The organism is Novosphingobium sediminis, assembly GCF_007991615.1.
Taxonomy (GTDB): domain Bacteria; phylum Pseudomonadota; class Alphaproteobacteria; order Sphingomonadales; family Sphingomonadaceae; genus Novosphingobium; species Novosphingobium sediminis.
On the sequence record NZ_BJYR01000007.1, the window covers coordinates 79,644 to 94,444 of the forward strand.

Annotated in this window: 16 protein-coding genes; 7 read left to right on the forward strand and 9 right to left on the reverse strand. The window is 66.6% G+C overall.

All coding sequences use genetic code 11. The annotated features are described in order from the left end of the window. Positions 1–24 precede the first annotated feature (24 nt). From scpB to NSE01_RS05035, 6 genes are all read right to left on the reverse strand, one after another. Positions 25–621 carry an SMC-Scp complex subunit ScpB gene (scpB, locus tag NSE01_RS05010; RefSeq protein ID WP_147158542.1) on the reverse strand — a complete coding sequence of 199 codons (597 nt, stop codon included), beginning with the start codon at positions 619–621 and terminating at the stop codon, positions 25–27. After that, the gene (locus NSE01_RS05015) at positions 618–1,427 is read right to left on the reverse strand and encodes a segregation and condensation protein A (RefSeq protein WP_147158543.1); all 810 of its coding nucleotides are present in this window, start codon (positions 1,425–1,427) and stop codon (positions 618–620) included. The genes scpB and NSE01_RS05015 overlap by 4 nt, the downstream gene beginning before the upstream one ends. After that, positions 1,424–2,443, reverse strand: coding sequence for a beta-N-acetylhexosaminidase (gene nagZ / locus NSE01_RS05020; RefSeq protein WP_147158544.1), 1,020 nt, complete (start codon positions 2,441–2,443; stop codon positions 1,424–1,426). Before nagZ ends, NSE01_RS05015 begins: the two co-directional genes overlap by 4 nt. Before the next feature lie 82 nt (positions 2,444–2,525). Then, complete coding sequence (locus NSE01_RS05025) at positions 2,526–3,308, reverse strand: SPOR domain-containing protein (RefSeq protein WP_147158545.1); 783 nt, start codon at positions 3,306–3,308, stop codon at positions 2,526–2,528. Between the two features lie 4 nt (positions 3,309–3,312). Continuing rightward, a complete protein-coding gene (gene argS / locus NSE01_RS05030) occupies positions 3,313–5,073 on the reverse strand; it encodes an arginine--tRNA ligase (protein WP_147158546.1) in 1,761 nt (586 codons plus the stop codon). Positions 5,074–5,109: 36 nt separating this feature from the next. Next, positions 5,110–5,808 (reverse strand): hypothetical protein, encoded by a 699-nt coding sequence (locus NSE01_RS05035; protein ID WP_147158547.1) that lies wholly within the window; start codon positions 5,806–5,808, stop codon positions 5,110–5,112. 120 nt (positions 5,809–5,928) lie between these two features. On the opposite strand from NSE01_RS05035, the gene ispH reads away from it, so the two are divergent. From ispH to rnhA, 3 genes are read left to right on the forward strand one after another with little or no spacing between them, the layout of a single operon-like run. Next, entirely contained in the window at positions 5,929–6,909 is a 981-nt protein-coding gene (ispH, locus tag NSE01_RS05040) for a 4-hydroxy-3-methylbut-2-enyl diphosphate reductase (protein ID WP_147158548.1), read from the forward strand. 10 nt (positions 6,910–6,919) lie between these two features. Further along, entirely contained in the window at positions 6,920–7,915 is a 996-nt protein-coding gene (gene thrB / locus NSE01_RS05045; protein WP_147158549.1) for a homoserine kinase, read from the forward strand. Beyond that, the gene (rnhA, locus tag NSE01_RS05050; protein ID WP_147158550.1) at positions 7,912–8,343 is read left to right on the forward strand and encodes a ribonuclease HI; all 432 of its coding nucleotides are present in this window, start codon (positions 7,912–7,914) and stop codon (positions 8,341–8,343) included. The genes thrB and rnhA overlap by 4 nt, the downstream gene beginning before the upstream one ends. Positions 8,344–8,355: 12 nt before the next feature. Here the strand turns inward: rnhA and NSE01_RS05055 are convergent, their stop codons facing one another. The 3 genes from NSE01_RS05055 to NSE01_RS05065 all read right to left on the reverse strand — a co-directional run bounded on the left by NSE01_RS05055 (position 8,356) and on the right by NSE01_RS05065 (position 10,714). Then, positions 8,356–8,541, reverse strand: a complete 186-nt coding sequence (locus tag NSE01_RS05055) for a YegP family protein (protein WP_054123838.1) — start codon at positions 8,539–8,541, stop codon at positions 8,356–8,358. A gap of 80 nt (positions 8,542–8,621) precedes the next feature. Further along, positions 8,622–9,737 (reverse strand): NAD(P)/FAD-dependent oxidoreductase, encoded by a 1,116-nt coding sequence (locus tag NSE01_RS05060; RefSeq protein WP_147158551.1) that lies wholly within the window; start codon positions 9,735–9,737, stop codon positions 8,622–8,624. A gap of 5 nt (positions 9,738–9,742) precedes the next feature. Next, on the reverse strand, positions 9,743–10,714 hold the full coding sequence (locus tag NSE01_RS05065; RefSeq protein ID WP_246135041.1) for an alpha/beta fold hydrolase: 972 nt from the start codon (positions 10,712–10,714) through the stop codon (positions 9,743–9,745). A 105-nt stretch (positions 10,715–10,819) separates the two neighbouring features. On the opposite strand from NSE01_RS05065, the gene NSE01_RS05070 reads away from it, so the two are divergent. From NSE01_RS05070 to NSE01_RS05085, 4 genes are read left to right on the forward strand one after another with little or no spacing between them, the layout of a single operon-like run. Beyond that, positions 10,820–11,308 carry an A24 family peptidase gene (locus NSE01_RS05070; protein ID WP_147158552.1) on the forward strand — a complete coding sequence of 163 codons (489 nt, stop codon included), beginning with the start codon at positions 10,820–10,822 and terminating at the stop codon, positions 11,306–11,308. A 58-nt stretch (positions 11,309–11,366) separates the two neighbouring features. Beyond that, complete coding sequence (gene cpaB, locus NSE01_RS05075; protein WP_147158553.1) at positions 11,367–12,413, forward strand: Flp pilus assembly protein CpaB; 1,047 nt, start codon at positions 11,367–11,369, stop codon at positions 12,411–12,413. 1 nt (position 12,414) lies between these two features. Further along, on the forward strand, positions 12,415–14,112 hold the full coding sequence (locus tag NSE01_RS05080; RefSeq protein WP_246135042.1) for a type II and III secretion system protein family protein: 1,698 nt from the start codon (positions 12,415–12,417) through the stop codon (positions 14,110–14,112). 14 nt (positions 14,113–14,126) lie between these two features. Further along, on the forward strand, positions 14,127–14,798 hold the full coding sequence (locus NSE01_RS05085; RefSeq protein ID WP_147158554.1) for a CpaD family pilus assembly protein: 672 nt from the start codon (positions 14,127–14,129) through the stop codon (positions 14,796–14,798). Positions 14,799–14,801: the final 3 nt, after the last annotated feature.

Sequence of the window (14,801 nt, forward strand, 5' to 3'; positions counted from 1 at the left end):
TCTCGTGCGAAACTGCCAGCAACCTCACGCAGATTCGTCAAGCTCGGATGCACTAACCGCCGCTTCGTCCGGTTCAACGTCGGGTTCTCCGGCAAATACCGCCTCGACCGGGTCGAGCAGGCCCGCCGCGCGCAGTTCTTCGATACCCGGCAGATCGCGCCGCGATTCGAGGCCGAAATGCGCGAGAAACTCGGGCGTGGTTGAGTAGATCGTCGGCCGCCCCGGCCCTTCGCGCCGACCGGCCACCTTGATCCAGCCAGCTTCCATCAGCACGTCGAGCGTGCCCTTCGCCGTCTGCACCCCGCGGATCGCTTCGATCTCGGCGCGGCTGACGGGTTCGTGATAGGCGATAATCGCCAGCGCCTCGGTCGCCGCGCGGGAAAGGCGGCGCACGTCCTCACGCTCACGCCGCAGCAGGTGGGCGAGATCGGGAGCCGTCTGGAAATGCCAGCGATCCCCGCGCGTCACGAGTTCCACACCGCGCCCGGCATAGTGCGCGGCAAGCGTTTCCAGCGCTTCGGCGACATCGGCCCCGCCGAGATGGCGCGACAATTCCTCCGCCGTCATCGGCGCTTCGGCGGCGAACAGCGCCGCCTCGACCGCGCGCTCGACCTCGTTCATGCCGCCGTCCGGCGCAGCATCAGCGGCGCGAAAGTAGCCTCCTGCGCCAGTTCGACCTTGCCCTGCTTGGCAAGTTCGAGCGCAGCCACGAAGCTTGAAGCAAGCGCAGAGCGCGCCAGCCGCGGATCGGCCCCGGCCTCCTGCTGCGGGAGGAAGCTGGTGAGCGCTGTCCAATCAATCGCCACGCCGATCAGTGCCTCGACGCGGGCAATTGCGGCCTCCAGCGTCATCACCGGCCGCGCGCGGACCATGTGGACCACCGGGCGATTGCGGTGCTGGACATGGCCATAAGCCTGCATCAACGCGAAGAGATCGCAGTGCCAGCGCACTTGCCGCAGGGTCCGCAGCCCTTCCGGCGCGCCGCGCGCAAAGACATCGCGGCCCAGTCGGTCCCGCGCCATCAGCCGGGCGCCAGCCTCGCGCATCGCACCGAGTCGCTGGAGCCTGAGCTGAAGGCGCAGCGCCAGTTCCTCGGGGCTCGGCTGCACTTCGGGATCACGCGGCAGCAGCAGCAACGACTTGAGCCATGCCAGCCACGCCGCCATCACGAGGTAATCCGCCGCGAGTTCCAGCCGCTGCGCCCCGGCGCGCTCCACGAATTCGAGGTATTGATCGACCAGCGCGAGAATCGAGATCTTGCGCAGATCAACCTTCTGCCGCCGCGCCAGATCGAGCAGCAGGTGCAGTGGCCCTTCCCAGCCGTCGATCGCGAGGGTGAGTGTTTCGGCCGCCTCGGGCGGCACATCGAGCGGGGTCTCGTCCCAATCGTCCGCTTCGAGCGGTGCGACGGCCGCTTCCTCCATCATGCCGCCAGCGCCAGCAACCTGTCGCGAACCGCAGTACGTTCGGCCTGCCGCGCGAGATCGATCGGAGCGCTGAAATCGCCGGTCGCCGCCAGCGCACGCTCCAGCCGCGCTGCGGTTTCCGCCGACATCGGGGCGAGCGCCTTGGCGATCCCCACCATGTCGTCCATCTTCGCCCAGCAATTGAGCGCAATGTCGCAACCCGCCGCCTGCGCGCGCGCCGCCCGGTCAGGCACCGCGCCGCCAAGCGCCTGCATGTCGAGATCGTCGGTCAGCAGCAGGCCATCGAAGCCGATGCGGGTGCGGATCACGTCGCGGATCACCGTGGCGGAAAGCGTTGCCGGGTTCTCCTCGTCCCACGCCATGTAGCGCACATGGCCGGTCATCGCGATCAGGCTATCCTTGAGCGAGCGGAACGGCGCGATGTCGGTTTCGAGGTCCGCATCGCTCTCGGTAACGGTGGGCAGTTCCTTGTGGCTGTCCACCCCGGCGCGGCCGTGGCCCGGCATGTGCTTCACCACGCCCACAACCTCGGCGCGGGCCAGCCCCTCCAGCATGGCGCGGCCCAGCGCCGCCACGCGCAGCGGTTCGTGCCCCAGCGCGCGGTCGCCGATCACATCGTGCGCGCCTTCCTGCCGCACATCGAGCAGCGGCAGGCAATCGACGCTGATGCCGGCCTCTGCGAGATCGAGCCCGAGCGCTTCGGCATGCGCGCGCGCCGCTTCGATCGCGCTGATCGGCGCAACGTCATAGAGCTTGTCGAACGCAGCGCCGGGCGGATAGGCCGCCCAGACCGGCGGTTTCATGCGCGCGACGCGGCCGCCTTCCTGATCGATACAGATAAACGTCCGTTCGCGGCCATGCAGCGCGCGCAACTCATCGGTCAGCGCGCGAAGCTGCTGGCGGCTTTCCACGTTGCGGCCGAACAGGATGTAGCCCGCCGGATCGGCATCGCGGAAGAATGCGCGCTCGTCATCGCTGAGAGTGAGGCCCGAAAGCCCGAAGATTGCCGGGAGCATGGCCAAGGGTTTGCGCAATCGGCGTTCGCGCGCAAGCTTTGGCGCTGTGGATCGTGGGGGAAAAGCGCTTTGACAGCCTGCCTCAGCGCTTCACCTGACACTTCAGCCCGCCGGCCTGCAACTTGGCGCAGAGCGCATTCGCCGCGGCGAAATCACCCGCTACGGCTTGCAGGCGGAACACCGTCGCCATGTCGGCCTTGCCCTCCACCACACGGTGCGAAAGGCCCGAAAGCGCTTCGTGCGCGGTGACCAGCTTCGACCACGCCGTTTCGGCGGATGCCGCGGTCGAGAACGCACCGACCTGCACACCCACGCCCGAAGCCGGCCCAGCCGGTGCCGCTGCCGAGGCGGTGGGCTTGGGCGCGGCGGGAGCCGGTGCCGGCGCCGCGCTGCCTGCAAGGTTGGCGACAGGCTTCTCGCCCTCGCTCACCTTGAAGCTGGCATCACCGGTGCCTTGGAACGTCTTGCCGCCCGGATCCTTGGGCGCGATCTTGTAGGGTTCCTTGTTCGCCTCGATCAGGCTGCCATCGGCAGCAGCCGTCGCGGCATTGCGGTGCGAAATCCAGAAGATCCCGCCGACCAGCGCCGCGAGCAGCAGGAAGGCGACGACGGCAAAACCGATCAGCCGGCTGTTGCTCTCCGCCGGTTCATCAAAATCGACATCATCGGCGCTTTCGAGCCAGGGAAGGCGTTCCTCGTCGCCCAGCGCGAGCCGATCGTCCTGCGCGCCTTCAAACACGCTGCCGGCAGCGCCATGCGCCTCGTCGGCCGCATGCTCGGCCGCTTCGCCCCAACCCGCCGGATTGATCGGCAGGCTGCCGTTTTCTTCCCCTTCGCCGGTCCCCTCGGCTCCGCTGATAACCATCGCGTCAAAGCTCCTCGGCGGCCACTACACCCAACAAGGCCAGTCCGTTCTTTACCACTTGCCCGATTTGGAGGCCGAGGAAAAGGCGCGCCGATGTGAGCGCTCCATCCTGTGCCACAATGAAGCGCTTGTCTGGCCGGTCGTTCCCTACGTTCCAGTACGCATGGAAGCCCGCCGCGAGGTCATAAAGGAAGAACGCCACGCGGTGCGGTTCACGCGCCGCCGCAGCACTTTCGACCACGCGCGGGAACTGCGCGGCGAGCTTGATGAGGCCAAGCTCCTCCTCGCCGAGCAGTGCAACATGCTCGGCCGAAGGCGCGAAACCTTCAGCCGCCGCCTTGCGCAGCGTCGAGTGGATGCGGGCATGCGCATACTGCACGTAGAACACCGGATTGTCCTTCGAGGCTTCGACCACCTTGTCGAAATCGAAGTCCATCTGCGCATCGGGCTTGCGGGTGAGCATGGTGAAGCGCACCACATCCTTGCCGACCATCTCGACAACATCGGCAAGCGTGACGAAATTGCCCGAGCGCTTCGACATCTTGAAGGGCTGGCCACCCTTCAACAGCTGGACCATCTGGACGAGCTTGACTTCGAAGGGCTTGGGCGTCCCGCTCTCCGCGCTGGTCAGCGCAGCAACCGCAGCCCTGATCCGCTTGACCGTGCCGGCATGGTCCGCGCCCCAGATATCGACGAGCGCATCCGCCGCCTGTGCCTTCTGGAAGTGGTAGGCGAGGTCCGCGCCGAAATAGGTCCACGCACCGTTTGACTTCTTGATCGGGCGATCCTGATCGTCGCCAAACTTCGTCGAGCGGAACAGCGGCAGCGCTACCGGTTCCCAGTCCTCGGGCGTCTTGCCCTTGGGCGCTTCGAGCTCGCCGTCATAGACCAGATCATGCGCGCGCAGCCACGCCTCGGCGGCATCGACCTTGCCCGAGGCCTGCAGTTCGGCTTCGGACGAGAACAGGTCGTGATGAATGCCCAAGGTCGCGAGATCTTCGCGGATCATGTCCATCATCGCCGCCACCGCGCGGGTGCGGAACAGGATCAGCCACTCGCCCTCGGGCGCGGCGGCGTACTTGTCATCGAATTCGGCGGCGAGGGCCTGACCAACGGGCACGAGGTAATCGCCCGGATAGAGGCCTTCCGGAATGGTGATCGTCTCGCCGAGCGCTTCGCGATACCGCATGTGCACCGAGCGGGCGAGCACATCGACCTGCGCGCCGGCATCGTTGACGTAGTATTCGCGCGTCACCCGGTGCCCGGCAAACTCGAGCAGGCTGGCCAGCGCATCGCCGACGACCGCGCCGCGGCAGTGGCCCACGTGCATCGGCCCGGTCGGGTTGGCCGAAACATATTCGACGTTGACCATCGTGCCGCCGCCCACGGTGGAGCGGCCATAGTCTGCCGCCTTGTCCGCGATCAGATGCAATTCGCCCAGCCACGCGCTTGCCGCCAGCCGCAAGTTGATGAAGCCAGGACCGGCGATCTCGGCCGAAGCGACGCGCGGCTCCTTGCTCAGTTCCTCCACGAGCAGCGCCGCGAGCGCGCGCGGGTTGGTGCCTGCAGGCTTGGCCAGCACCATCGCAGCGTTGGTCGAGACATCGCCGTGGCTCGCCTCGCGCGGCGGTTCACACGTCACGCCGCTTCGCGCCAGACCCGCGGGCAGCGTGCCAGCGGCGACCAGAGCATCGAGCGCACGGTCGATCACGCCGGCAAAATCGGCGAACAGGGGAAGAGCGGAAGCGGTTGCGGTGTCAGTCATGCGCGCGCCGTTAGCCCAAGCGCGCGCATTCGCCAACTAACGCGTAGCGTTGTAGGCCAATTGCTGATCGCTGAGCTGGAAGCCCACCACCTGCTCGAAGCTCGCCTTGGCGAGCGCAGCGCGGACTTCGGGCAGCGCCAGCGGATCGGTTGCGGCATCGGCCTGCCCGGGCTTGCGCTTCCGGGTGAGCAGCTTGCGCACGTTGGCGGGGAGCGTCGCTTCGTTGCGATCAACGGTCGATCCGGCGCGGCCCACGGCCTGCGCGCGTTCCTGCCCGTCCGCGAAATCGAGCGTGATCGTGCCGAGACGCTTGGCGATCACGACATTGCCGCCGCGCATCACGGCAGAGAAATAGGGCAGCACTACCCGGCGCGCGCCGCGTGTATCGGTGCGGCGGGCGAACACATCGAACGTTGCTTCGGTATTGAGCTCGGTCTGGCCCTTGCCGTCATCGCAGGTGCTGCGCAGGTTGGTGATCGAAGCTGTCACGTCGATCGCGGCCGCATCGGTGCGCCCCGGTGCGGAGAACAGCGTGATGTCGCCGGTCATTTCCGGAATCTCGACCAGCGGGCACGGGCTGCGCAGCGCCGTCACGCCGACGCTGTCGTCTACCACGAGTTCGCCGCCGCCGCCCTTGCAGGCGCCCAGCGTGCCCACCAGGGCCAACGCGGCCAGTGGGGCGATACGCCGGAAGGAAGCCCGGAAACTGACATGGCGGAGGGCAGGCGAGGTCATTCAGGCATCCTTGGGCAACGTAGAGCGCATCCTCTAGCCACCGTGCCCCTTGCGCGCAATGCCGCATGCCCCTTCTTGGCGGGTTTGCGAGAGTGCGCCCTCCTGCTAAGGTCGCCCGCGATGACCACCACCGTTTCCGCTTCGCCCGATGCTCCCGCCGCAGGGCTTGCCCCGCTCAAGCTGCTGATTGCCGCCCCGCGTGGCTTCTGCGCCGGAGTCGACCGTGCAATCGAGATTGTCGAGCGCGCGCTCGACAGGTTCGGCCAGCCGGTCTTCGTGCGGCACGAGATCGTGCACAACCGCTATGTTGTGGACGGGCTCAAGGAAAAGGGCGCGATTTTCGTCGAAGAGCTGGACGAAGTGCCGGACGGCGCGCCGGTCGTGTTTTCTGCGCATGGCGTGCCCAAGACGATCCCTGCCACGGCAACCGAACGCGGACTCGATTGGCTTGATGCCACCTGCCCGCTCGTAAGCAAGGTCCACCGTCAGACCGAACGCCATGTCGAGGCCGGCCGGCACATCCTGTTCGTCGGCCACAAGGGCCACCCCGAAGTGATCGGCACGATGGGCCAGGTGCCCGATGGCGCGATCACACTGGTCGAGACGCTGGAGGATGTCACCGCGCTCGAATTCCCCGAGGGCACCCCGCTCGCGTTCCTCACCCAGACGACGCTTTCGGTCGACGACACGCGCGAGATCGTGACCGCGCTGCGGACGCGTTTTCCGGATATCAGCGGCCCGCGCGCCGAGGATATCTGCTACGCCACCTCCAACCGGCAGGCTGCGGTCAAGGCGATTGCCGAACGCTGCGATCTGCTGCTGGTGATCGGCGCGCCCAACAGTTCCAATTCGCTGCGCCTCGTCGAAGTGGCCGAGCGCGAAGGGACGCCCGCCCGCCTGATCCAGCGCGGCAGCGAGATCGACCCCGCATGGCTTGCGAACGTGGAGACGCTCGGGCTCACCGCCGGGGCTTCGGCGCCTGAAGTGCTGGTGCGCGAAGTGATCGAACGCTTGCGCGAATGGCGCGCGGTGGAGGAAGAGACCGTGACCACCACGGTCGAGAAGATGGTGTTCAAACTGCCCCGCCAGCTGATGGACTGAGCTTCCCGCTATGGCAGTTTACACCCACCTCGGCGCGGAAGAGATGTCCGCGCTGATCGCCCGATTCGATGTCGGCACGCTGGTTTCCGCCAAGGGCATCGCCGAAGGCGTCTCCAACAGCAACTGGCTGCTCGAGACGACCGGAGCGGACGGGCCTGAAGGATCAGGGGGCGGCGCGCGCTTCATCCTCACGATGTACGAATTCCGCATAGAGCTTGCGGACTTGCCTTATTTCCTTTCGCTGCTCGATCACCTCGCCGCGAAGGGCTGCCCGGTGCCGCGCACGATCCACGACCGCGAGGGCAAACTCTTCGTCAGCAATTACGGCCCGAACGGGGACAAGGCGCTGGCGTTGATCGAGTACCTTCCCGGCGTTTCGGTCAGCACGCCGACCGCCGGGCAGGCGCGCGCGGTGGGCGCCGAACTCGCGCGCCTGCACCTTGCTGCCGCTGATTTTCCTGCAAGCCGCGCCAATGGCATGGGCGTGGCCGAATGGCAGCGCCTTGCCGCAGCCTGCGGTGCGGAGGGGCTGGCTCGGATCAATCCCGAACTCGCCGGGATCGTCGCAAGCGAACTGCCGCGCCTCGCTGCCAACTGGCCTGCCGATCTGCCTTCCGGCGTCATCCACGCCGATCTGTTCCCGGACAACGTGCTGATGCTGGGCGACACCGTCACCGGCCTCATCGACTTCTACTTCGCCTGCAACGACATCATCGCCTACGACCTTGCTGTCACCCACGTCGCGTGGTGCTTCGACAGGCATGATGCCTTCCAGCCGGACGTTTCCGCTGCACTGATAGAGGGCTACGAAAGCGTACGCGCTTTGAGCGCCAAGGAGCGCGCCGCCCTGCCGCTGCTGGGCCAGGGCGCGGCGATGCGCTTTGCGATGAGCCGCGCGTGGGACTGGCTCAATACGCCGGCCGACGCACTCGTCACGCCCAAGGACCCGATGGGCCCGGCGCGGCGGCTCGGCTTCTACAAATCGAACCCGGGCATTTTCGCATGAAGCACGTCCAGATCTTCACCGACGGCGCTTGCAAGGGCAATCCCGGCAAAGGCGGCTGGGGCGCGCTGCTGCGCATGGGCGAGGCCGAGAAGGAACTCTCCGGCAGCGAGCGCGAGACGACCAACAACCGCATGGAACTGATGGGCGCGATCAAGGGGCTGGAGGCGCTGAAGGCCCCCTGCCAGGTCACGCTCCACACCGACAGCCGCTATGTGCTCGACGGAATCACCAAATGGGTGTTCGGCTGGCAGAAGAAGGGCTGGAAGACGGCCGACAACAAGCCGGTCAAGAACGAGGACCTGTGGCGCGCGCTGCTGGCGGCTGCGCGCCCGCACAAGATCGAATGGGTATGGGTGAAGGGCCACGACGGCCACCCCGAAAACGAGCGCGTGGACAAGCTCGCCAGCGACGCGGCCATCGCGGCCTGATGGCGTGACGCCTCAGTCGTCGGTGGTGGTATCGACCACTTCTGCGCCGGGGCCGTTCTTCAGCACCGACTCGATCGCGTTCTTCGCGCTGGCCTTAGACTTGTAGCCTTCGGTCCAGAAAATCGTCTCGGCGTTGTGGCAGAAGTAGGCGACAAATTCGCCGGCCTTGTTCTTCCGGATCTCGAAACGGTGCGCCATTGCGTTAACCCTCCCTAGTAAACCTACCTATACCGTCTTTACCACGCGGCTACCGTCTTGGGAGTCCGTAATCTGCGCCTTCAGCGGCTGAAACGGGCGGGCGAATAGGTCTCGGCGTCAATCGCCTGTGTCATCCCATCGCGCGGCAGGCCCAGCAGCAACTGCGCACCAAGGCGGGCAGCAGCGGGCGCGGTCTGAATGCCGAAACCGCCCTGCCCGGCAAACCAGAACAGGCCCTCGCGCACAGGGTCGAAGCCGTAGACCGGCAGCCGGTCGGGCGAAAAGCTCCTGAGGCCAGCCCAGCGCCGCTCCAGCGCGCGGATCTTCCAGTCGACCGCCTGCTCCATCCGGTCGATCGCCATCGCGATATCGAGCTCCTCGGGCGCCGCATCGCGCGGCACGTCGGGCGTCTCGTCGTGCGGAGAGAGCCACAGCCGGTCACCTTGCGGGCGGAAGTAGAAGTCCTCGTCGAAGCTCAACGTCAGCGGCAGCGCGGCAGGCGGGACGGGATCGACCCTGAGCTGCACCATCGAGCGGCGCATCGGCTGGATGCCAAGCGGCGCAGCGCCGGCGAGTTCGGCCACCGGATCGGCCCATGCGCCCGCGGCGTCGACGAGCAAGGCGGCGCGCGCACTGCCCGGCCCGGCGGCGCCGTTCCACGCCAATGTCCATTCGCCGCCGCTGCGCTCCGCCGCGTCCAGCCTTGCGCGAACCCGCAGAACACTGCCGATCTTGCGGGCAGCGGCCAGATAATGCTGGTGCATCGCGGCGACGTCGATGTCGGCGCATTCCGGCTCCCACGCGCCGATGATCCATTCCGGGCGCAGTCCGGGTACGATGTCTTCCAGCCGCTGCCGCCCGATCAATTCGATCCGTGCACCGGCAGCGAGGAATTCCGCGACGAAAGCCTCAGCCTTTTCGCGGTGATCCTCGCGCCCGATATGCAGGCCGCCGCGCGGGCTGAGGAAGCCGTGATCGCCCAGCCAGTCGCCCGAAGCCGCGGTCAGCGGATAGATCTTCGGTCCGCCGATCGTCTCATGCCAGAACGCGGCGGAGCGGCCAGTGGTGTGGTAGCCGGGCGTGTCCTCGGCCTCGATCAACAGCACGCGGGCGTAGGGCGCGCATTCGGCGGCGAGGCTGGAGCCTGCCATCCCGGCGCCAACGATGGCGATGTCGAAGTGTTCGATTGCGGTCATGGATCTCAGGCTGCCTTTGCCGGAACCGCGCGGTCCAGGAAACTGGTGATCGCGGACATGACCTGCCGCCGCACCGGATCAGCCTCGCGCAGCAGTTCGTGGCGCGCTTCCGCCCCCCACGCGACCAGCTCGCCGCGCGGCAGGCGCTCGGCGGCCTTCTCGATCGCCGGCCAGGATACCAGCGCATCCTTCTTGGCCGCCAGCACCAGCACCGGCGCCATCACCGCTTCGAGCACGCCCGGCGCGCGTAGGGTTTCAATCGAGGCCGCTGCGCGCTCGACCCAGTGCCAACTGGCCGGGCCGATCTCCAGTTCGGGACGCTCGGCGCGCCACCACAGCTCGTCCGAATAGCGGTCGGCGTCGTGCGTCAGCAGCGAGATGCGATCGTGGCCCGGTGCGCCGGGCTTCTCGCTCACCTTCCACGCCATGCGCTCGGGGTCACCGATCCGGCACATGATTCTTCCATAGATATGCTGAACAAACGGGGGAATCGGCGTAACGAATCCAAGCATCGGCGCGCTCAGTACAACGGCATCGGGGCTTGCCGCACCCTCCGCGACAGCGCGCAGGACGAGGTGCCCGCCCATCGAATGCCCCGCCAGAACATGCGGCCCCGGGGTGGTGCGGACCCAATCGGACCACAGTGCGCCAAGATCGGCAACCCAGATCGAAAAGTCTTCGATATGGCCCACCAGCGGGTTTGCCGTCATGCGCCCGGAGGCACCCTGCCCGCGCCAGTCTGCCGCGCTTACGTGCCAGCCAGCCGCAGCCCATTCTGCCAATGTTTCCAGATACTTCTCATAGAAATCGGCACGCCCCGGCATGAACAGGATCGACCCGCGCGTGGGGGTGCCCGCAGGCGGATCGAGGCTGATGCGGCGAAGCGGATGGCCATCGGGCAAGGCCCATCGCCATTCCCGCGCGGCTGCGGGTATCGCCCGCCTTACATTGCAAGCACCGTCCAGCACTGCACTCACGCAAGAACTCCCGTAACAAGACCGCAGCGGCGTCCGCAAGTGCGCGGATTTGCGGCGCCCGTTTGGTTACCGTTTGGTAAGTGATTGTCCCGTATGAGACCCCTCATGCAGGGAACTCACATCGTTTACGGACTGGTCGGGGCCTTGGCAATCGCACTCACGATTGCCGCGATCACCGATGCCCGCCGCCGCCAGATCGACAACTGGCTGAACGCCGCCATCGCTGCGGGCGCACCGCTGTTCTGGTGGGCGTCAGGCCTTGCGCTGTGGCCGGGTGTCGCGCTGCAGCTCGGCCTTGCCGTGGTTACCTTCTTCGTCCTTGCCGGGCTCTTCGCGCTGAAAGCGATGGGCGGCGGCGACGTGAAGTTGCTCACCGCTCTGGCACTGTGGATGCCTGCGCTGCTGTTCCTCAAGCTGCTCGTCATCATGGCGCTCGCAGGGGGCGTGCTGACGATCACGATGGGCATGTGGCACATCGCCCGGCGCCAGAAGGACAAGCTCAAGATCCCCTACGGCATCGCCATCGCGACCGCCGGGCTCTGGATCATCACGACGACTGATTGGACCGCGATTCACGCCCCTTTGGCGGGCTGACGCTATCTTAACCATTTTGCCCGAATGATGCGGGCGGATTAACGGCAGGATTGTAGCCATGGACAGGAAGAAGCTGTTGCTGCTGGTAGGGGCGCTGATCGTGGCGATCGGTACGGCCTTTGCTGCCAGGAGCCTGTTTGCGGGCGCCGCATCGCCGCAGGCAGCGGCCGCCGCGAAGGTGCAGATGGGTGCCAAGGTGCTCGTCGCCAACCGCGCGCTGCCGGCCGGCACGATCATCACGGCCGACGCCATGGGCTACCAGCCGTGGCCGAAGGACCTCGTCCAGGACGTCTACTTCACCGAAGACAAGACGGACATGTCGAAGCTCCTCGGCACTGTCGTGCGCCATCCGATCACGGCGGGCGAACCGGTCACCCAGGGCAGCCTCGTCTCGCCTGGTGACCGCGGCTTCCTTGCCGCCGCTCTCGGGCCGGGCATGCGCGCTGTCACCATTCCGGTGAGCGCGCGCACCGCCGTTGCGGGCTTTGTCTTCCCCGGTGATCACATCGACCTCGTTCTTACCCAGACGGTGAAGGGTATCGGCCAGCCGCTCAAGGCAGCCGAAACCATCCTGCGCAACCTGCGCGTGCTCGCCACCGACCAGTCGACCGAGCAGGAGCAGGTCGAAGGCAAGACCCGCGTGCGCACCTTCAGCACCGTGACCGTGGAAGCCACGCCCAAGATCGCCGAGAAGATCGCGGTCGCGCAGACCATCGGTACGCTCAGCCTCTCGCTGCGCTCGCTGGCCGACAACTCGAGCGAGCTCGACCAGGCAATTGCGCTTGGCCAGATCAAGATCCCTGCCGGCGCCACCAAGGCCGATGAGGAGAAGATCATCAAGCAGGCGATGGGCAAGCCGATCGAAGCGACCGGCAACAGCTTCGCCACCGGCGGTGACGTCTCGCGCTTCCAGCCCAAGAACGTCAACAACGCCGATCCGGCTGCTGCTGCTGCCGCCATGGCGCGGGCCGTCACCTCGGCGATCCCCCGCTCGATGCCCGGTGGCATGATGCCCGCCGCTGCTCGTTCGCTCCTGAACCCTGGCCCGGTGGTCCGCGTGACCCGCGGCAAGGATACCCAGGAAGTCAGCGTGGGGAATCACTGACATGCACACGCTCGCTCCACTCAAGGCCCAAACTGCGCCCGCGAAAGGCAAGATCATGAAGGCCCGTATCGCATCCAAGCTGCTCCCGCTCGTCGCTCTCGCGGTTCCGCTGGCACTCGCCTCGGCTCCCGCGCCGGTCGCGGCCCAGACGGTGACCAGCCCGGCCCGCAGCATCGCGATCTCGATCGGTCGCGGCCAGCTGGTCACGCTGCCCGGCAAGATGACCGACGTGTTCGTCGCGAACGACTCGGTCGCAGACGTTCAGGTCAAGTCGACCAACCAGCTCTACGTGTTCGGCAAGTCGGGCGGTGAGACCACCGTCTATGCCAGCAACGCGAACGGCGATGTGGTGTGGTCGGCCAATGTCCGCGTGGGCACCAACCTCGACAGCATCGACCAGATGCTCAAGCTCGCGATGCCCGAAGCGCACATCGTCACCTCGACGATGAACAACACCGTGCTCCTGACCGGCACGATTGCTGCGCCCGAAGATGCCGCCGAGGCAGAGCGCCTCGTCAAGGCCTTCGTCGACGGCAAGACCACCGTGATCAGCCGCCTCAAGATGGCAACGCCGCTTCAGGTGAACCTGCACGTGAAGTTCGCCGAGGTGAACCGCTCGCTGGTGCGCCAGATCGGCTCGAACCTCACCACGATCGATGGCAGCGGCAATGTCACCAAGTTCGGCGTCAACACCGGCCGTTCCGCTGGCTCCACCTTCACCACCGATCCCAATCTCCCGCTCGGCATCGGCACCAGCGTCAAGGGCTACGGCTTTGATCCGACCGCGGTTTCGGCCACCAACCCGCAGGGTTTGGTGCTGAAGGACGGCACCAACATCACGCCGCTGCAGGGCCAGTCGACCCTCGCGGTGATGGGCAAGCTGTTCGGGCTCAACGTGCTCACGGCACTGGACCTTGGCGAGACGATCGGCCTCGTCACCAGCCTTGCCGAACCGAACCTCACCGCGCTTTCGGGCGAAACCGCGAACTTCCTCGCGGGCGGCGAGTACCCGATCCCGGTCTCGACCGGCCTCGGCAACACCTCGATCGAGTTCAAGAAGTACGGCATCAGCCTTGCCTACACCCCCACCGTGCTCGCCAACGGGCGCATCTCGCTGCGGGTGAAGCCGGAAGTGTCCGAACTTTCGTCCGACGGCGCGATCATCAGCAACAACTTCAGCGTCTCCGCGCTCACCGTGCGCAGCGCCGAAACCACGATCGAGCTCGGCTCCGGCCAGAGCTTCATGATCGCGGGCCTGCTGCGCAACGGTTCGCAGGACACGATCACCAAGATGCCCGGCGCCGGCGATATCCCGATCCTGGGTTCGCTGTTCCGTTCGACCTCGTTCCGCAAGGGCGAGACCGAACTGGTCATCATCGTCACGCCTTACCTGGTGAACCCGGTCGACGCGAACGACATCAAACTGCCGACCGACGGCTTCAAGTCCGCCACGGCGCTCCAGCAGGTCCTCGGCCATGTCGAAACGGATGGCGTCACCGGCGGTGATCGTCCCAAGCCGACTGAGAAGTCCGGCACTGTCCAGTCGAACGGACCGAAGGTCGGCGCGCTCGATGCGCCGGTCTCCGATGCGCCCGGCTTTGGCGCCCCCGCGCCGGCAGCCGCACCGCACAAGACGAGCCGTCCCGCCCGCAATCGTCAGGCCAGCGCCGATGCTGCGCCCGGCTTCAGCATCCAGTGAGAAAGGGCCAACCCATGTCCATTCGTATGCCCCGCCTTCAGGGCGCCGCCCGGGTCCTTCTCCTCGCCGGTGTCATGAGCCTGCCGCTGGCCGCGTGCAACGCGCCTTCAGCCGACATGAACCGCAGCCTTGAAAGCGTGCACCAGCCGGTCGTCCAGCGCACCAGCTACGTGTTCGATGTCTCGACGCTGCCGGGCGGTGGTCTCCCCGTGACCGAACAGCGCCGCCTTGCCGGCTGGCTCGATGCGCTCGGCCTCGGCTATGGTGACCGCGTTTCGCTCGATGATCCGGTCGATTCCGAACAGACCCGCACCTCGGTAGAACAGGTGGCCGGCCGCTTCGGCATCATCCTCGCCGATGTCGCCCCCGTCACCGAAGGCGCCATCGCACCCGGCACTGCCCGCGTGGTCGTGTCGCGCAGCGAGGCCAGCGTGCCCGGCTGCCCCGATTGGGCGAGCAAGATCGACAACCGCACCAACAATGCGACCTCGTCCAACTACGGCTGCGCGGTCAACAGCAACATGGCCGCGATGGTCGCCAACAAGGAAGACCTTGTGCACGGCGCCAAGGGCCAGAGCACCACGCTGGTGCAGAGCAATAGCAAGGCCATCCAGTCCTATCGCGATCAGCCGCCGACGGGTGCGCAAGGCCTGAAGGCTGTTTCCAGCAAGTCCGGGGGTAACTGATCA

Bases quoted from the DNA above. Each gene is read 5' to 3' on its own strand.
- scpB (WP_147158542.1), bottom strand. From the start codon at position 621: ATGAACGAGGTCGAGCGCGCGGTCGAGGCGGCGCTGTTCGCCGCCGAA.
- NSE01_RS05015 (WP_147158543.1), bottom strand. From the start codon at position 1,427: ATGATGGAGGAAGCGGCCGTCGCACCGCTCGAAGCGGACGATTGGGAC.
- nagZ (WP_147158544.1), bottom strand. From the start codon at position 2,443: ATGCTCCCGGCAATCTTCGGGCTTTCGGGCCTCACTCTCAGCGATGAC.
- NSE01_RS05025 (WP_147158545.1), bottom strand. From the start codon at position 3,308: ATGGTTATCAGCGGAGCCGAGGGGACCGGCGAAGGGGAAGAAAACGGC.
- argS (WP_147158546.1), bottom strand. From the start codon at position 5,073: ATGACTGACACCGCAACCGCTTCCGCTCTTCCCCTGTTCGCCGATTTT.
- NSE01_RS05035 (WP_147158547.1), bottom strand. From the start codon at position 5,808: ATGACCTCGCCTGCCCTCCGCCATGTCAGTTTCCGGGCTTCCTTCCGG.
- ispH (WP_147158548.1), top strand. From the start codon at position 5,929: ATGACCACCACCGTTTCCGCTTCGCCCGATGCTCCCGCCGCAGGGCTT.
- thrB (WP_147158549.1), top strand. From the start codon at position 6,920: ATGGCAGTTTACACCCACCTCGGCGCGGAAGAGATGTCCGCGCTGATC.
- rnhA (WP_147158550.1), top strand. From the start codon at position 7,912: ATGAAGCACGTCCAGATCTTCACCGACGGCGCTTGCAAGGGCAATCCC.
- NSE01_RS05055 (WP_054123838.1), bottom strand. From the start codon at position 8,541: ATGGCGCACCGTTTCGAGATCCGGAAGAACAAGGCCGGCGAATTTGTC.
- NSE01_RS05060 (WP_147158551.1), bottom strand. From the start codon at position 9,737: ATGACCGCAATCGAACACTTCGACATCGCCATCGTTGGCGCCGGGATG.
- NSE01_RS05070 (WP_147158552.1), top strand. From the start codon at position 10,820: ATGCAGGGAACTCACATCGTTTACGGACTGGTCGGGGCCTTGGCAATC.
- cpaB (WP_147158553.1), top strand. From the start codon at position 11,367: ATGGACAGGAAGAAGCTGTTGCTGCTGGTAGGGGCGCTGATCGTGGCG.
- NSE01_RS05080 (WP_246135042.1), top strand. From the start codon at position 12,415: ATGCACACGCTCGCTCCACTCAAGGCCCAAACTGCGCCCGCGAAAGGC.
- NSE01_RS05085 (WP_147158554.1), top strand. From the start codon at position 14,127: ATGTCCATTCGTATGCCCCGCCTTCAGGGCGCCGCCCGGGTCCTTCTC.